General features: G+C 43.7%; 15 protein-coding genes and 1 tRNA gene. 6 read left to right on the forward strand and 10 right to left on the reverse strand.

Features of this window, described 5'->3' with window-relative positions; genetic code table 11:
* Window positions 1–137: 137 nt before the first annotated feature.
* The 4 genes from JMX83_RS11600 to speB all read right to left on the reverse strand — a co-directional run bounded on the left by JMX83_RS11600 (window position 138) and on the right by speB (window position 4,140).
* On the reverse strand, window positions 138–881 hold the full coding sequence (locus JMX83_RS11600) for an MBL fold metallo-hydrolase (RefSeq protein WP_201601923.1): 744 nt from the start codon (window positions 879–881) through the stop codon (window positions 138–140).
* Window positions 878–1,690 (reverse strand): carbon-nitrogen hydrolase family protein, encoded by an 813-nt coding sequence (locus tag JMX83_RS11605; protein ID WP_201601926.1) that lies wholly within the window; start codon window positions 1,688–1,690, stop codon window positions 878–880. The genes JMX83_RS11600 and JMX83_RS11605 overlap by 4 nt, the downstream gene beginning before the upstream one ends.
* Window positions 1,687–3,033, reverse strand: coding sequence for a purine-cytosine permease family protein (locus JMX83_RS11610; RefSeq protein ID WP_201601929.1), 1,347 nt, complete (start codon window positions 3,031–3,033; stop codon window positions 1,687–1,689). Before JMX83_RS11610 ends, JMX83_RS11605 begins: the two co-directional genes overlap by 4 nt.
* 138 nt (window positions 3,034–3,171) lie before the next feature.
* The gene (speB, locus tag JMX83_RS11615; RefSeq protein WP_201601932.1) at window positions 3,172–4,140 is read right to left on the reverse strand and encodes an agmatinase; all 969 of its coding nucleotides are present in this window, start codon (window positions 4,138–4,140) and stop codon (window positions 3,172–3,174) included.
* Between the two features lie 242 nt (window positions 4,141–4,382).
* Here speB and JMX83_RS11620 point away from each other — a divergent pair, with 242 nt between their 5' ends.
* The gene (locus JMX83_RS11620; protein WP_227675835.1) at window positions 4,383–5,285 is read left to right on the forward strand and encodes a LysR family transcriptional regulator; all 903 of its coding nucleotides are present in this window, start codon (window positions 4,383–4,385) and stop codon (window positions 5,283–5,285) included.
* Between the two features lie 14 nt (window positions 5,286–5,299).
* Here JMX83_RS11620 and JMX83_RS11625 read toward each other — a convergent pair whose 3' ends face one another.
* From JMX83_RS11625 to JMX83_RS11635, 3 genes are all read right to left on the reverse strand, one after another.
* On the reverse strand, window positions 5,300–7,093 hold the full coding sequence (locus JMX83_RS11625; RefSeq protein WP_201601934.1) for a potassium/proton antiporter: 1,794 nt from the start codon (window positions 7,091–7,093) through the stop codon (window positions 5,300–5,302).
* Between the two features lie 306 nt (window positions 7,094–7,399).
* On the reverse strand, window positions 7,400–7,735 hold the full coding sequence (locus JMX83_RS11630) for a GlpM family protein (protein ID WP_058023655.1): 336 nt from the start codon (window positions 7,733–7,735) through the stop codon (window positions 7,400–7,402).
* A 191-nt stretch (window positions 7,736–7,926) separates the two neighbouring features.
* Entirely contained in the window at window positions 7,927–9,597 is a 1,671-nt protein-coding gene (locus JMX83_RS11635) for an alpha-keto acid decarboxylase family protein (protein WP_201601936.1), read from the reverse strand.
* 253 nt (window positions 9,598–9,850) lie between these two features.
* Between JMX83_RS11635 and JMX83_RS11640 the strand changes: the two genes are divergently transcribed.
* Window positions 9,851–9,925: transfer RNA gene (locus tag JMX83_RS11640), tRNA-Gly, on the forward strand.
* A gap of 477 nt (window positions 9,926–10,402) precedes the next feature.
* Here the strand turns inward: JMX83_RS11640 and JMX83_RS11645 are convergent.
* Window positions 10,403–10,573 (reverse strand): helix-turn-helix domain-containing protein, encoded by a 171-nt coding sequence (locus JMX83_RS11645; RefSeq protein WP_265089543.1) that lies wholly within the window; start codon window positions 10,571–10,573, stop codon window positions 10,403–10,405.
* Window positions 10,574–10,761: 188 nt separating this feature from the next.
* Between JMX83_RS11645 and JMX83_RS11650 the strand changes: the two genes are divergently transcribed.
* The 4 genes from JMX83_RS11650 to JMX83_RS11665 are packed head-to-tail and all read left to right on the forward strand — an operon-like array spanning window position 10,762 to window position 12,872.
* On the forward strand, window positions 10,762–10,977 hold the full coding sequence (locus JMX83_RS11650; protein WP_045456309.1) for a hypothetical protein: 216 nt from the start codon (window positions 10,762–10,764) through the stop codon (window positions 10,975–10,977).
* Between the two features lie 26 nt (window positions 10,978–11,003).
* Window positions 11,004–12,251 (forward strand): site-specific integrase, encoded by a 1,248-nt coding sequence (locus JMX83_RS11655; protein WP_201601940.1) that lies wholly within the window; start codon window positions 11,004–11,006, stop codon window positions 12,249–12,251.
* On the forward strand, window positions 12,248–12,541 hold the full coding sequence (locus JMX83_RS11660; protein ID WP_201601942.1) for a hypothetical protein: 294 nt from the start codon (window positions 12,248–12,250) through the stop codon (window positions 12,539–12,541). The genes JMX83_RS11655 and JMX83_RS11660 overlap by 4 nt, the downstream gene beginning before the upstream one ends.
* A 10-nt stretch (window positions 12,542–12,551) precedes the next feature.
* Window positions 12,552–12,872, forward strand: coding sequence for a hypothetical protein (locus JMX83_RS11665; RefSeq protein ID WP_227675836.1), 321 nt, complete (start codon window positions 12,552–12,554; stop codon window positions 12,870–12,872).
* 81 nt (window positions 12,873–12,953) lie between these two features.
* Here the strand turns inward: JMX83_RS11665 and JMX83_RS11670 are convergent, their stop codons facing one another.
* On the reverse strand, window positions 12,954–13,583 hold the full coding sequence (locus JMX83_RS11670; protein ID WP_201601944.1) for a hypothetical protein: 630 nt from the start codon (window positions 13,581–13,583) through the stop codon (window positions 12,954–12,956).
* 18 nt (window positions 13,584–13,601) lie between these two features.
* Complete coding sequence (locus tag JMX83_RS11675; protein ID WP_201601946.1) at window positions 13,602–14,846, reverse strand: PDDEXK-like family protein; 1,245 nt, start codon at window positions 14,844–14,846, stop codon at window positions 13,602–13,604.
* Window positions 14,847–15,021: the final 175 nt, after the last annotated feature.

The following is a 15,021-nucleotide window of genomic DNA, read 5'->3' on the forward strand; positions in this document are numbered from 1 at the left end:
CAATCATCCTAAAAATTTTAGTAAGTGTTGGGTTAGGTGTTTTATTTGAAATAGCTTTTTATTTAGCGTCGTTATTTTTTTAGTAGCTATTTATGTTGAATAGCCATTTGTTTTAAATTCTAGCTAAGTGCGATCAATCACAAATCATGATGGCGTAACCAGTCATCAATCATCACGTGCAGACGCTCGCCTGAAAAACTAGGAAAGTGACCGCCATGAACGACACGCACAGGCAGCGCATTGAGACGGCGCATGCTTTTGGCATAGTCAGTCATGTCGCTATGCCACGTATCTTCGATCAATGGACCGTCGTAGATGAGATCGCCAGAAATGAGCGTTTCGCTCGCCGCCTCCCATAAGGCAATGCCACCTGGTGAGTGACCGGGGGTATGAATCACCTCAAATTGACGATTACCCAAGTCAATCATGTCACCATCTTCTAGTTGCATAATTTTGGCGGGTGCAATGATTTTATAACCACAATGGGCATAAGGCTCAGGCGGTAGCGCGTCAAACATCTCATCATTGACGAACATATCTGCCAACGTACGAGCATTGTCTGGTTCAGCGAGAATATGGGCTTCAGCAGAATGGACGTGACAGCAATCAAATTCGCTGGCAGCGCCAATGTGATCAAAATGGGTATGACTGGCAACGCCAACGATATCGCGATCAGCAAGCAGAGCAACATGACGACGCAGCGGCACTGCCCCTAATCCGAAATCTACTAACAAGTCACGCTGACTGCCGCGCACGTGCCACAGATTGCAGCGAAAAAACGGCTTGATCCATGGCTCATCGATGAGCGTGATACCATCGCTATGCGCGGTAGTGCGATACCAGTTCTCTGGCTTGATACGCGCTAATAATTGTTCACTCATGAGTTAGCTCCATTAGAGATATCCAAGCGGCTGAGATTTAAGTCACTGGTATTTAAGTCACTAAGATAATCTTGGTGTGTACGGCTTTTATCAATACGGGCAAAATCGATATCGACGATCATCATGCCAGCTGCTAAGCCAAGTCTGCCGAGCACCTCACCATCGGGGCCAGCGACGATGCTATTGCCACAATAATAAAGATTATCTTCCTCACCCGAGCGATTGATACAAGCGACAAAGCATTGATTGTCCATGGCGCGAGCGCGTATTTGAAGCACCTGACGCTCTGAATTTGGCAGCATGTTTGCCGTCGGCGACAGTATGACCTCTGCCCCCGCTTGTGCCAGTTCTCTTGCCACTTCTGGAAACTCATTGTCATAACAAATCATCAATCCCAATGTGCCAAATCGCGTATCGACTACGCAGGACTTTTTGCCTGCTGTAAAAAACTCGTGTTCGCGATCCCACAAATAGCGCTTATCATAAGTGGCAAGATGCTTGCCGTTGTCATCTATTAATATGGCAACATTACTCAGCTCGCCATTAGGTCGGCGCTCAGCGAGACCAAATACCACATGTAAATTGTATTGATTAGCGAGCTTCGCTACTTGAGTCACAATTGGCCCATCGATCGCTTCCGCTAAACCATCAAGACGCTCAAAGATGTTATAGCCTGTGAAAGCCAATTCCGGCAGTGCGAGCAGATCTACTTTTGCTTCTGCTGCGAGGCGGCAAAGCGACTCTAATGCTTTTAGATTGTTTGTTGGTTCAGCCCATAAAGGATTGGTTTGAGCGATCATCAGTTTCATAATGCGCCCTCCTCTTGAGTTGGAGTGACAGCATCACTCTGACGGGTAAACAACATCGCACCTAACCAGTAGAGACCACCTGTAATGATAAAGACAGGTAACGATGCACCAAATGACGGTGGCGCAATCAATGTCCAGTAAGCTGCTAGAGACGCGCCAATCACGTAAGCTGCGATCGCAATCTTTGCAGTAGGACGTCCTAATTGATGCGTCGCATCAAGCAGCTTTGCGGTATAGCCTTCTTTACTAACAAGGTAGTAATCAACAATCATGACTGAGAATGCGGGGATAAATAGCGCGCCTACGATCAATAGGAAGTTTTGAAACTGATCCAAAATACCCGGAATGAGCGCCCCAAAAATAGTGACCAGACCAATGATAAGAGCAGGTTTCCAAAAGCTCATATTAGGTTTAATGTTCATACAAGATAGCGTTGCGCTATAGACTGCCATGACATTGGTGGTCATGACCGAGAAGAAAATAACCAATGCGGCTGGCAAACCAAAGCCAAAGTCAGCAAGCAGACGCGTCGGATCATAAGTCTGCTCCAGACCATACATGATAGAGAGACCTGAGATGGTCGCGCCCAAACCCATGGCAACGATGGCTGCCGTGATGTAACCAAAATAAGTGCCCCATATGGCAACTTTTGGGGATTTGCAATTGCGATTGTAATCAGCAGCCGAAGACATCCACGAAAAGGCAGTAGCAATGACGATATCAAAGGCGATACCTAAAGTAATACCATTACGCGACTCAACCGGCATCTCAAACAATCTTGAGACATCATAATGTTGATTTAGCTGATAGAGGACTATAACGGTAAGCGCAGCCATGGCTAATGCGGCCCAACGTTCGACAAGCTCGATGCCAAGGTGACCACGCAACACGATAAGCACTACCACTGTCTCGCATAAAATAACGAACAGCGGCAGATTGCTATAACCTGTAGTGGCTTCGATTGCGTAGTCCAGACTCATGCCAGCCAGCAGCGCCTGAATACAACTCCATGCAATCAGCACACCCATATTCACTAACGAGATCAACTGACTACCAGCGGGGCCATAAGCACGGCGCGTCAGTGCCATCGAAGGCAGTCCTGTGCGCTGCCCCATTAGACCAACCAATAGCAGCGGTATTGCCCCGATTAATGAGCCAATAAGCACGGTGGTGATAGCCGTAGTAAACCGTAAATCAGGTACGAGTAGCATGCCCGTTAAAATAGTCGTCACCACGATATTGGCACCGAACCAAAGCGCAAACGTACCAATCGAACCTAGACTATGCCCAACCTCATTTGGAGAGAGCGTGTCTTGACCAAAAAATGAAGAGGATTTACTCATTGGGGTCTTCCTTAACCGAATTATATTCATACCAGCAACTCAATACACTGGTCACCATCTCATCAGGCTGCTATCCACTCATGTACCGCATTGGGATAACTGCCCTATGCGCCAACTCTAGCCAATAATTGGCTGTGATTAGTAAACCGCTTTGACCTTATCGTCATAGCGTACGCCTGGTAAGATACATAGCATCTCAAACAATAAGTTCGCAGCCAGTACAGAGGTGTTGCCAAATGGATCATATGGTGGTGATACTTCGACCAAGTCACCACCGACCACATCAAGACCACGCATGCCGCGAATGATTTCGATACCTTGAGTGGATGTCAAACCACCGATCTCAGCCGTACCCGTACCGGGCGCAAACGCAGGGTCAATCCCATCGATATCGAAACTTAGATAAACAGGGCCATCCCCGAGCTTTTCGCGTACTTCTGCCATGAGTGGCGTCAGCGACTTGTACCAGCACTCTTCTGCTGGTACCACGCGAAATCCTTGTTGGGTTGACCAATCAAACTCTTCGGCGCTGTAGCCTGTACCACGCAGACCAATCTGTACCACGCGATTACCATCGATGAGATTTTCTTCGACAGCGCGGCGGAACGGTGTACCATGAGCGATTTTTTCGCCAAACATATCATCATTGATATCAGCGTGAGCATCGATATGCACCATACCGACAGGGCCATGTTTTTTGGCAAGTGCCCGTAGAATAGGTAGTGCGATGGTATGGTCACCGCCCAACGTTAAAGGAATTGCGCCATGTTTGACGACTTTTTCTGTATAGAATTTTTCGATGATATCGACGCTTTTTAGCAGGTTGAACGTATTGATAGGTACATCGCCGATATCAGCCACTTGCAATGACTCAAATGGCGCAGCACGTGTGGCCACGTTGTAAGGACGAATCATTCTTGACTCATCACGAATCTGTCTAGGCCCCAATCTGGCACCGCTACGGTTGGAGGCGCCAATGTCTAAAGGCACACCAACGAATGCCACATCTAACCCTTCGGCATCAGCCTGAGTCGGCAAGCGCATCATAGAAGCGAAACCGCCAAATCTTGGCATATCATTGCCACTTAATGGTTGATTGAATGTCATCAGTTACTTCCCTATTTTATTTGATTTATATACACAATTTGCTACATACAATTGACAATACATAAATATATGGGAAGGAACCATGGTAAAATTTAGAAGTAAACTTCTGCTTTTTCGTAGTAAACTTGTTTTATTGGTTATTACCAGAAGTTTAAGAAGGATACAATTACTTGATAAAGTAGGTTTAATGGATAAAGTAATTTGTTGCGATAGCACATTATTGTGAAAGTAAGGGGTCGAGTATGATATTAGATGAGCTGATAAAAATAGATATCAAAACGCTACGTAGCTTTATGGCTATCGTGGAGTGTCAAGGCGTGACTGCTGCTCAGTCGCGTTTGAATGTCACGACCTCAGTGATTAGTGGACATTTGACTCACTTAGAAGACCGCTTGGGCATGACACTTTGCCACCGCGGTCGAGCAGGATTTAAGCTGACAGAAGATGGCGCGGCTGTCTACGAGGCATGTTTGGGCTTTACCGAATCGGTCGCAAGCTTTCAACATCAGCTGCACTATATTAAGCAATTAGACTCAGTGCACGGCGGGCACATTAGGCTTTGCTTGATTGATCAGATGCCCAAGTTTTTTTATGATGCGCTTAGACAACGTCTTGCCAGCAGCTACCGAGAAAACCCACTGATACACTTTTCTATCGATGTGCAAAGCCCTGAGAGCATGCTAGAAAAGCTCTTAAGTAACGAGAGTGACATTGGTGTGGGTTATTTTGGTAGCTTTCCGCCGTTGCTCACCTTTAAGCCGGCATTTGTCGAAAAACAAGTGGTCTGCTGCGGACGTGAGCATAAGCTATTTTATAACTCAGAAGGATTGACTTTTGAGGATTTGGAGCAGAATTATCCATGGATAAAAAGAGGCTACGTGGTCGAGCATCATATCAATCATATCCGCCCAAAAACCCTAAGCGCCACCACTTATCACATGGAGGCAACCGCGCAGCTTATTCTTGCCGGCCACCATGTGGGGTACTTACCGCGTGATCTAGCGAGACGTTATGAGGGCATGGGACTGATGAAAATACTCCTGCCCAATGAAGCAAGCTACGATGTCGAGCACCACTGGGCATATCGAGAAAATCAGCACAAACAAGCCGCTGACTTTTTAAATAAGATGATGAACTTATTATAAAAAGAGGACTATTATCACTGCACTACTACAGACGGTTGTTGATGTTTGAGACCAATACTTCTAAGCTTACCTTTTTCGCCTACTTCCTTGATGACCAGTGACCACTCATCGTTCACCACAACCGTATCGCCTGAAACGGGTGCGGTACCTAAATGTGATGTCACATACTCAGCGACCGTCTGCTCCCACATGTTTTTTGTGTGAGCTTCGCCTGTCGTCTTGAGTGTTTTTACCAGCGTTTCGGATGCCATGACTTCTGTGAAAAATGGCAAATCACCCAGTTTGACACTGGGTGATAGCAACCAATCACCATAAAAATCATCAATAGCCTTACGATCTAACGTTGTGTCATTAAAAATCTTGGCGATTTTGCTCGCATGATTGCCGCGCATGGCGTACCAAACACTATCACCAAATTTTATTTTCGTATTTTCATCAACGACGACGATTTGTTGACCGCGCACCAGCGCAAATATACTGATCTCATCAGGGCTGATGCCTTTAGAGATACCCATAGGATGACGGCCAATAGCAAATGCGCCTGATTGCGCCTCAAACTCGTACAAGGTAATACTCGCCTTATCCGATACCCAAACCTCGTGTTCTTCTTTTGGATCTTTATTGGTCGGAATACGTACCTTAAATAAATTTGCCATGGTAGGAATGGTCGTGCCTTGCAGTATCAGCGATAAGACCACAACCCCAAACGCAATATCAAACAGCATAAAGGCGTTATCTATCCCAGCCATCACGGGCAAAATCGCAAGGGTAATGGGAACCGCACCGCGCAGTCCGACCCAAGAGATAAACCCAATCTCGCGATCTTTAAACTTAAACGGCTTCACACTAGCATAGACCGCGATAGGACGGGCAACGAAGATCATAAAGGCTGCTATCGCCACCGAATAATGCCAGACATTAAGAACATTTGATGGAGTAACCAGCAGCCCCAATACCACAAACAATACCGCTTGCGATAGCCAAGCGAAGCTGTCCATCACGCGCATGACATGCTCGGTTGAGCGTACCTTATGGTTGCCTATCAGTACCCCTGTGAGATACACCGCCAAAAACCCACTACCGCCGATCAAGTTGGTCGCAGCAAATACGGCTAAGCCCGCGGAGAGTATCAAAATGGCGTACATGCCCTCTGCCAGATGTATCTTGGGCAATAGTCGAGATAACAAATAACCAAAGAGCAAGCCCATCCCTAATCCAAAGCTCAACTGTTGCAACAGTAAGACCAAAAAGCCAAATACTGTCTGACCAGCAGGGTCGACGTTTAGGGCAATCAAACCCGTTACTAATAAAATGGCTAAGGGATCGTTGGCACCAGACTCTAACTCGAGCGTGGCTTGGACGCGGTCGTTGAGCTTGACTCCGCCATTACGTAGTAGAGAGAATACAGCAGCCGCATCGGTTGAGCCAACAATCGCTGCCATCAATAGACCAAAACGCCAGTCGACATCAAGTAGCCAAGTAACGAATACCCCGAGCACCAAAACCGTGACCAGTACGCCCCAAGTAGCCAAGGTAATCGCAGGTTTTAAACCGACCCGAAACGACTTAAAAGACGTGCGTAAACCACCATCTAATAGGATACAAGCCAGCGCTGCTTGACCCACAAAATTGGCCAGCCCATATTGAGAAAATTCAATACCCAAGATGCCCTGCTCGCCTGCCAACATACCGACGATCAAAAACAGCAATAGCAATGGCACACCCAAACGCGCCGATAACGTGCTCGCCATGATACTGGCGAAAATGAGTACTGCCCCTACGAGGTATAGGATATTTAAGGTATCCATTTTTTAAAGCCCTGTTTTTTATAGTTATTGCATCAATATTGAATGAAGCATAATAGTACTTGATTGCGAAAATATTTCCGTTATCGCACTGTTATTAGATATCACGCCAGAGAGTTTCTCATCAGTGGCGATTGTCAGAGCTATTAATAAAAGCCATTTACACCGATTCTATATCGGTATTAAGAGTAACACCTGCTACTAAATTTATAGACAATATTTCGAGAAAATTTATCGAATACACCAGCGCGTATCTGTGAAATTATAACCTTTATTTAGCTATTTTTTTGTCCTGTCTTTTGACAGTATTTAGCCCTGAATATATTGCCATGTCAGTACCAAAATGGCGGCGGCTACTGTCCAAGCGACAACGCCTAACAACAGTGCTTTATATAAGCTCATATAACTGATGCTAAAAAATACCACCAAGGTATAAATCAAATGCGGTATCACACCCAGCATACTAAATATCAGGGCAACCCTTAAATCAGTAGGACTGCGCTCAGTACCAACAATGAAGTGACTGATGAGCGTAAACGTGGGGAAAAGCGGCGCAAGTGCCGCCAGATAAAAAAATCGCGTTTGTGCAAATAATTGAATTGCCAATACCATCAAGGCGCCAATGAGCATTTTTAGCCAGATCATGATGGATCACTCTCCTATTGAGTATGACGGGCTGAACATAGCCCAATCAGCCATCATACTAGAGTCTACAAATTGACATAAGAGGCATCGCTGATTAATTGACCCGTGTGATAAAAAAACGCAAAAAACCCCATTTAGCTACGCTGCTAAATGGGGCTAGTACTTTCATTAAGAAAGCTTTTGCGAATTACTTAATCCTTTTTTGGCTTTAGTGCCGCGCTGATGTCTGCTAGCAATGGGGGTATATCATGCTTATCTGCGATGACCTCAATCATTACTAGCTTATCGGTAGTCTCGGCAGCTTTGTTTAAAGCCGCTTTTAGCTCACCTGCTGTTTCTGCTTTGAGTAGTAAGCTATTCGCTTCGGTTGCGCCAAACGCTTTTGGCATGATCTGCCAATCGCATTTTGGGATATCGTTGTAGTATTGGTTTTCGCCATGAATGGCACGCTCTACCGTATAGCCGTCGTTATTAATTAGGACGATGACTGGATTGATACGCTCTTGAATCATGACCGCCAGCTCTTGGATAGTGAGCAGTGCTGAACCATCACCAATCAATAAAACACTGCGCTTATCTGGCGATGCAACTGCTGCACCTAGGCTGGCTGGTAATGTATAGCCGATTGATCCCCACATTGGCTGACCATATGACGTCACCCCTTCTGGCAAACGCACATCACTGATGCCAAAGTATGCTGTTCCTTGCTCAGAGAACACTAGGTTATTACGATCTAAGCAATCAGCAATGATATGCCATAGGTCATCTTGGCGAATCGCCTCATCATCCCTGCCCTTCTGCTCATGTGGTTTGACTGGCTCACAGAAAGGTTTTGGTACGATGTTGATACCAGAGGTCATGACTTCGTGCAGGGCCTGTAATGCATCTTGCAAGGCAATCGGTGCAAAGTTCTTACCACTGATAGAAGCACGCTCATAATGCAAGTCTACTACTATACTCTCGTCAATATCTTGGCTAAATCCCGCGGTAGTGGTATCCGTATATTGCACCCCTACTTTGATCAGACATTCGCAGTTTTCTACCGCGTCTTTGACAATGGGACGCGAGGCAACGCCTGCATAAGTCCCGGCCCAGCGATCGCTGTTTTCATCAAGCAGTGTCTTGCCCCACGATAGCGTGGTATAAGGAATGTCTGTATCAGCAATCAGTGCTTTGAGCTGTGACTGCAACCCCAAACGATGCACCATCAAATCTGCCATAAGCGTCGTTGTCTTGTTTGGCAAAAACTCTGTTAGCGCTTGCTTGAAATCTGCTAGTGCCGCTTGACTGGTGATATCTTCTTGGCTATCAATCAGCTTGGTCGTTGGCGGATAAATAGGCTGACGCGCAACATCAGGTGATAGTAATAAATAGCCAGGACGATGCTTTTTGAGAATCAATCGAATTACTCTATCAATTTCTGAGGCAGCATTTTCAGGAGTAAGCTGCGCTCGTGCTACCGTCACGGGCTCAACCATCTTAATAAAATGATTAAATACGCCATCGCCAAGCGAATGATGAATACGGCGTTTTGCGTCTTGTAGCGCGGTACTTGGTGCGCCCACAATGTGCAATACTGGCGCGTACTCAGCAAAAGAACCTGCGGTCGCGTTAATCGCTGACAGCTCGCCTACGCCAAAAGTCGTCACCATGGCGGCAAATCCACGCTCACGTGCATAGCCGTCGGCCGCATAGCCAGCATTTAGCTCATTGGTATTGCCCACCCAGCGCAGCTTATCAGAGGCGAGGACATTGTCCAAAAAGGTTAAGTTAAAATCGCCCGGTACGCCGAATATCTCAGAGGCACCTGCTTCTGCGACACGATCAAACAAATAATCAGCGATAGTATACTGTTGACTCATTTTTTATCCTTATAACTTATCTTCGTAAGTGTTGATAATTGTGAATGTGATTAAATCATAATGTGCATCCCAGCTTATTTATGTATGCAAAGCTTTTGGAATACATATTATAATGAACCGTTATAACATACATTTGTAGATAGAAGACATGCCTATTTTAATAACTTTAACTTTTTTCGTCATAGGTGTTGACACATAAAAAAAACTGCGTATAATACGCCTTCATCAAATGACGATAGTTAATTGATAATTAGCGGGAATAGCTCAGTGGTAGAGCATAACCTTGCCAAGGTTGGGGTCGAGAGTTCGAATCTCTTTTCCCGCTCCAAATACTTAAAAAGCCTCACTTAACAGTGAGGCTTTTTTTTGTCCAATTTTCGAGGGTTTGTAGAAGATTTATCGAAATATCTTTTTGAATATAGTTAAGTCTAACTACTCAATCAAAAAGCTCATTTTCGGTGCGGTGCCCATTTGGTGCCCAAACCGTGCCCTGCCCTAAAACTGCATATACGTATCTGACCACAACCTAGCTATTTTTGGTTCAAAAAACATCATGACACCTAACCTAGTAAATTTGGCACTATGATGATTTTTGAACCCAACCTTAATTCAGCAAAAAATGTGTTTTTTAGATGCTTCATTTATTGGAAATGTATCTAAGATCCATAGTATTCAAAGCTAATCGTCACTTAAAAAATGATGACTCCAACCTAACAATAGAAATTATTAAGCCCTACAAGTATGCTTTAGCCCTAATAAATCTTTAGCTAGAAATTCCCTATCAGCGGTTATCGCGATAGTTAAGTCACTCTTTTCCTGAAGAGTCGTCCTCACCAAGTTCATCTGGAACATACTTCAAAATATCCCCTGGCGTTACTCCTAATACATTACATAGCTTGCTCAAAGTATCGAACTCAATTCTAGTCGTATCATCATTATAGATCCTATGTAGCGTCGATTTACTGATGTCCGTCATTCTCACTAAATCTGCCACACGCAACCTTCTTTCTGCCAAAAGAACAGGTAAGTTACATGAAATCACAATAAATTCCTTATTGGTAAGTAAAAAGTACTTGCCAATGACTACTTTTCTGATAATATAGTACTCGTTGGCAACAACAAAGTGTCTATTAAAAACTATTTAATACTGACTGGAGAACTATTATGTCACAGACCTATCTCACCACTCAAGAACTAGCCGAACGTATCAAATACGATGCGCGTACTATCCGTAACCAACTAAAGGATACCGTCTTAATCGAGAACATCCACTATATACGCCCTTTCGGTGGTCGCAAGATTTTATATGTATGGGAGCGTATCGAAGAAGATATGTGTAAGCCTGTCATGAGTGCGATCAACGGAATGGCCTTACAGTAAATTTTACATAAGCAAGGAGCTAAACAATGGCCTCAATAAGAGCGAGACGTGGCAAGCTATTCGTAGATTTTCGATATATGAATATGCGTTGCCGTGAGACAACCAATCTCACAGACACTCCAGCTAATCGAAAGAAGCTGGCTAAAATTATCGAAAAAATGGAAGCAGAAATCACTCTAGGTATTTTCGACTATGCCGCTTACTTTCCCAAGAGTGAACGAGCACAGGAGATGACGGCATTGGCTGATAGAGCAGAAGCTTGTATCAGTCGTAATCCAACCTTTGGGCAGTTTGCAGAGATTTTTTACGAGGAAAAGAAAATTGAATGGCGGCCGAGCTATCGGCAAAAGACAAAGATTATTCTAAATAAGTACTTATTACCTGCGTTTGGTGGCAAAGCGGTACATGCCATAAAAAAATCAGACCTGCTGACCTTCCGTAGCTCTCTCGCCAAAGTTCGTTACGGTAAAGATGGTCAGTCAAGTCTGTCAGTAGCACGAATCAATCAGATTATGATACTTCTTCGTATGATACTAGAAGAAGCGTCAGATCGCCATGAGTTTGAGATGCCTTATAAAAATATTAAGAATCTCAAGCAGGCTCGTCCTGATGTAAATCCTTTTACCCTAGCTGAGGTATGGCTAATTTTAAAGCATGTTCGCGCTGATTATAGGCCCTACTACACTATTCGCTTTTTTACGGGAATGCGTACCAGTGAGATCGATGGGCTTAAGTGGGACTGCATCAATTTTGATCGCCGTGAGATCAGTATCAGAGGGGCGTTAGTAAACGGTGAGATGGGTCCGACTAAGACGTTAGGCTCACAACGCGATATTGCGATGTCACAGTTAGTGTATGACGCCTTATTAGAGCAGAAGACGCGCACCTTTGGTAAGTCAGAGTTTATATTCTGCAATTCACAAGGCAATCCGATGGAGTACCGTAATGTGAATAGACGCGTATGGAAACCGACGCTTGCCCTACTCGGTTTGAAACATCGGCGTGCTTATCAAACTCGACATACCGCAGCGACGCTTTGGCTAGCCGCTGGTGAAAATCCTGAATGGATAGCACGGCAGATGGGTCACAGCAGTACGGAGATGCTGTTTCGCGTCTACAGCCGCTATGTGCCTGATATTACGCGTCAGGATGGTTCAGCGATGGATAACTTGCTACTGGCGAGCAAGGAAAAGCTAACTAGCACATCAAATAGCTCTGAGACTAAAGAAGTGCTAATCACGAACATACAGGCTGACAAGGAGACGTCGCAATGAAAATCATCAATTATGAAGAGCTGTTTGGTGAGTTTAAACGGGATGGTGCAATCAGCACAGATGCAAATCTTATCGCCAATGCATTGATGCGTGAGTTGTACGTTTCATCGGGTTATAACCTAGCACGCTTCTTGGGAGTGAAGCGGTGCTTTAATAACGATATGGCGCTGCGTGTGTGGGTGCAGAAGCGCTTGGATGCTCAAGATGGATATTTTATAAAAGATATGAGCAGTCAGCTTCAGAGCGAGCTTTATGAGCTATTACCGCACTCTGATTATGGCAGCTACTGAGGAGAGTATTATGAGTGTCAAACTTCAACCCAATATGACGCAGAGTCCATACGATATCAAGATATGTGAGGATTACTGGGCATATGATAATCAGAGCGGCTTTATTAAACATGTGCAGACGCTTTGTGAAAAGTATAAGGTAAGTCCTCAAATACTGTTTGAGACAATCGCTCAGTGTTATGCCTACTTGGACGATGTTATATGTGAGTACTGCGGTTATGCTTGTCCAATTGAAGTACCTGCTGATATTCGTTATATGCGCGCAAAAGATAGTTGGTTATGCGCAATATGTGAGCATGCTTTATGGCGGACAGATAAAGAAAATAAATGAGTGTTAACCGTCAAAAAAGCCAGACAGCTCAAAGCTGTTTGGCTTTTTATTTATAGTCCTTGCTTAAGTAAATCCGAAGGCTTAGCAATCCTCAACATATATCGCTTTTAACTGAAACGAGTTAGGCTCATCAGTCATACTTGATCGATAATATATAGACTCACCAGTATTAGATAATAATCCTTCGACAGCATCTCCTATGTAAGCAAAAGCTTCTATTGGTAAGCTTTGCTCGCTCTCCATGCCAATCAACACCCCTTTAGTATCACAAGCTTTTTCAAGTTGGCCAATTAGCTGGTATGTAGCTGTTTTTACCATATCTAACTCAGCCTCACCTGTAGCACTTGAGTGCACAAACTGAAAGGAATTACCACACTCAAGCAAGTCTATAACATCTGCCATATCTATGCCGATGATAGTACTTGCAGAAGCTACATCAAGCAGTTCGACGACATCATTTATTTCATTAGGCTGACACTTAATGACTGCTTCTACAATATCTAAGCTTTCATAGTTATGATCATCTGTTTGTAAACCTACTAAAATATCAGCCTTTACTTTCTGTTTTAGCTCAAACAGTGCCTGCTCACTCCATTCATCGTTCATAACAAAACAACCAATGATAGCTGGTGGAAAACACTCTGTGTTTGATCTATATAAAGCAGCACAAGGGGTATCGTCTATTTGCGAGTTATCGAGCTGATATTTCATGGTTATACTCATTTATAATTATAACTTTTCATTCAATAGATGGTTATCATTTAAAACCTGAAACACTGTGTCCATTTCTTCCAAGATTTTATCGGCCATCTTGCCTTCATTTATCATTAACCATGCCTCACTCGAACCTTTCCAGTCTTGCGGATCAAAGTAGTAGTAAGCAGGCCACTGAGCAGAAGAGCTCACTTTTTTATCAGTTAGCATCGTATTCAGTACCGTTTTCATACTTTCTGCATGTGGACACGCTTTCGCGGCTTCTACAGAAGTGAACTTAATTCCTAGGATTGGACGATCAAACCCTGCATTATCGAACTCGAAGCAGACCCATGCCTTATTATAGCCAGGAATTATGAATCTAATCTGTTCGTATCTTCTGCCATCGCCGATATAACTAATATCTAATTCGTAATCAGTTTTTTTATATTTTGCTAATAAATCTATTTTTAGCTTAGCTATCAGCTCTTTCTTCATTCGATCTACAGTGTTAGATACCTTGATACTGGCATCAATAGTAGCTGCATTTTGTTTAATGATATCTAAAATTGCGTTGTCTTCATTCATATCTTCTATTCCCATAAAATGTTTTTGAATAAACTTAGTTAGCTGTGTAATAAACTCACTGACGCTGTAATTCTGACACTCTACTTGACACGCTTTGAGCCAACTAATCAGACCGCTAAATCTAAGATGACTATATTGATTGCTGGTTATCCAACCTTCTAAGGTTTTAGTATCAACGCTATCTTCACTTGGTACGTCATTATCTTCGTTTAGATAAACAAGATGCCAAGGCTTGTGTTTCCTATTTTTAAGTTCAATAGCATAATCTTTCATTTGGTCAAGCTGATCTGCTGCATAAGGTTTGTTTTCAATACAAATACCATAGCTGTGATCACCTACCTGACATCTTAAGTAAATATCCATACGGCGTTGGGTGTTACTTTTCCCTGTTACTTCTTCAAGAAAAACCTCTGTTTTCTCAAGGTTATTAAGAAAAACCTGCCAGTTATCGTCTTTATATATAACAGGCAAACAATGCTCCACAAATAATCTTAAAAAGCTTTCTTGCTGAGCATGACTCCCTTTAGGATCAAGCAGAGCTGCTAAAATACGACTAAGTCCTAACTCATCGGTATTGATATAATCAAAAGTACTAAAATCTGGTGAAAGCTGGCGGCTATAGAGTGCTTGCGCCGTCTCTAAAGCGTTAATCTTTTGGCTCACATCACTTATCAAACTTTGCACGGTACTCATACTCATCTATCCTCTTAAAATCACACTCGGTTTTATTCACTTATATTTCTGGTCATTGATTTGCTTTAGCATCTTGATAGTGTTTATATCGTAACTGCCTTCAAAATACTGATCCAAAAGCTCGTTAAAAACACATTTTCTATTAGGGGATGCTAAGGTAAATAACGTTAGCGAA

The sequence above is a fragment of the Psychrobacter piscatorii genome (assembly GCF_904846415.1).
GTDB lineage: Bacteria > Pseudomonadota > Gammaproteobacteria > Pseudomonadales > Moraxellaceae > Psychrobacter > Psychrobacter piscatorii.

What these genes read in the sequence shown, in the direction of transcription:
- JMX83_RS11665 (WP_227675836.1), top strand. Translation starts at nt 12,552, where the DNA reads ATGAGTGTCAAACTTCAACCCAATATGACGCAGAGTCCATACGATATC.
- JMX83_RS11630 (WP_058023655.1), bottom strand. Translation starts at nt 7,735, where the DNA reads ATGATCTGGCTAAAAATGCTCATTGGCGCCTTGATGGTATTGGCAATT.
- JMX83_RS11670 (WP_201601944.1), bottom strand. Translation starts at nt 13,583, where the DNA reads ATGAAATATCAGCTCGATAACTCGCAAATAGACGATACCCCTTGTGCT.
- JMX83_RS11625 (WP_201601934.1), bottom strand. Translation starts at nt 7,093, where the DNA reads ATGGATACCTTAAATATCCTATACCTCGTAGGGGCAGTACTCATTTTC.
- JMX83_RS11610 (WP_201601929.1), bottom strand. Translation starts at nt 3,033, where the DNA reads ATGAGTAAATCCTCTTCATTTTTTGGTCAAGACACGCTCTCTCCAAAT.
- JMX83_RS11620 (WP_227675835.1), top strand. Translation starts at nt 4,383, where the DNA reads ATGATATTAGATGAGCTGATAAAAATAGATATCAAAACGCTACGTAGC.
- JMX83_RS11600 (WP_201601923.1), bottom strand. Translation starts at nt 881, where the DNA reads ATGAGTGAACAATTATTAGCGCGTATCAAGCCAGAGAACTGGTATCGC.
- JMX83_RS11660 (WP_201601942.1), top strand. Translation starts at nt 12,248, where the DNA reads ATGAAAATCATCAATTATGAAGAGCTGTTTGGTGAGTTTAAACGGGAT.
- JMX83_RS11645 (WP_265089543.1), bottom strand. Translation starts at nt 10,573, where the DNA reads ATGACGGACATCAGTAAATCGACGCTACATAGGATCTATAATGATGAT.
- JMX83_RS11675 (WP_201601946.1), bottom strand. Translation starts at nt 14,846, where the DNA reads ATGAGTACCGTGCAAAGTTTGATAAGTGATGTGAGCCAAAAGATTAAC.
- JMX83_RS11635 (WP_201601936.1), bottom strand. Translation starts at nt 9,597, where the DNA reads ATGAGTCAACAGTATACTATCGCTGATTATTTGTTTGATCGTGTCGCA.
- JMX83_RS11655 (WP_201601940.1), top strand. Translation starts at nt 11,004, where the DNA reads ATGGCCTCAATAAGAGCGAGACGTGGCAAGCTATTCGTAGATTTTCGA.
- speB (WP_201601932.1), bottom strand. Translation starts at nt 4,140, where the DNA reads ATGACATTCAATCAACCATTAAGTGGCAATGATATGCCAAGATTTGGC.
- JMX83_RS11605 (WP_201601926.1), bottom strand. Translation starts at nt 1,690, where the DNA reads ATGAAACTGATGATCGCTCAAACCAATCCTTTATGGGCTGAACCAACA.
- JMX83_RS11650 (WP_045456309.1), top strand. Translation starts at nt 10,762, where the DNA reads ATGTCACAGACCTATCTCACCACTCAAGAACTAGCCGAACGTATCAAA.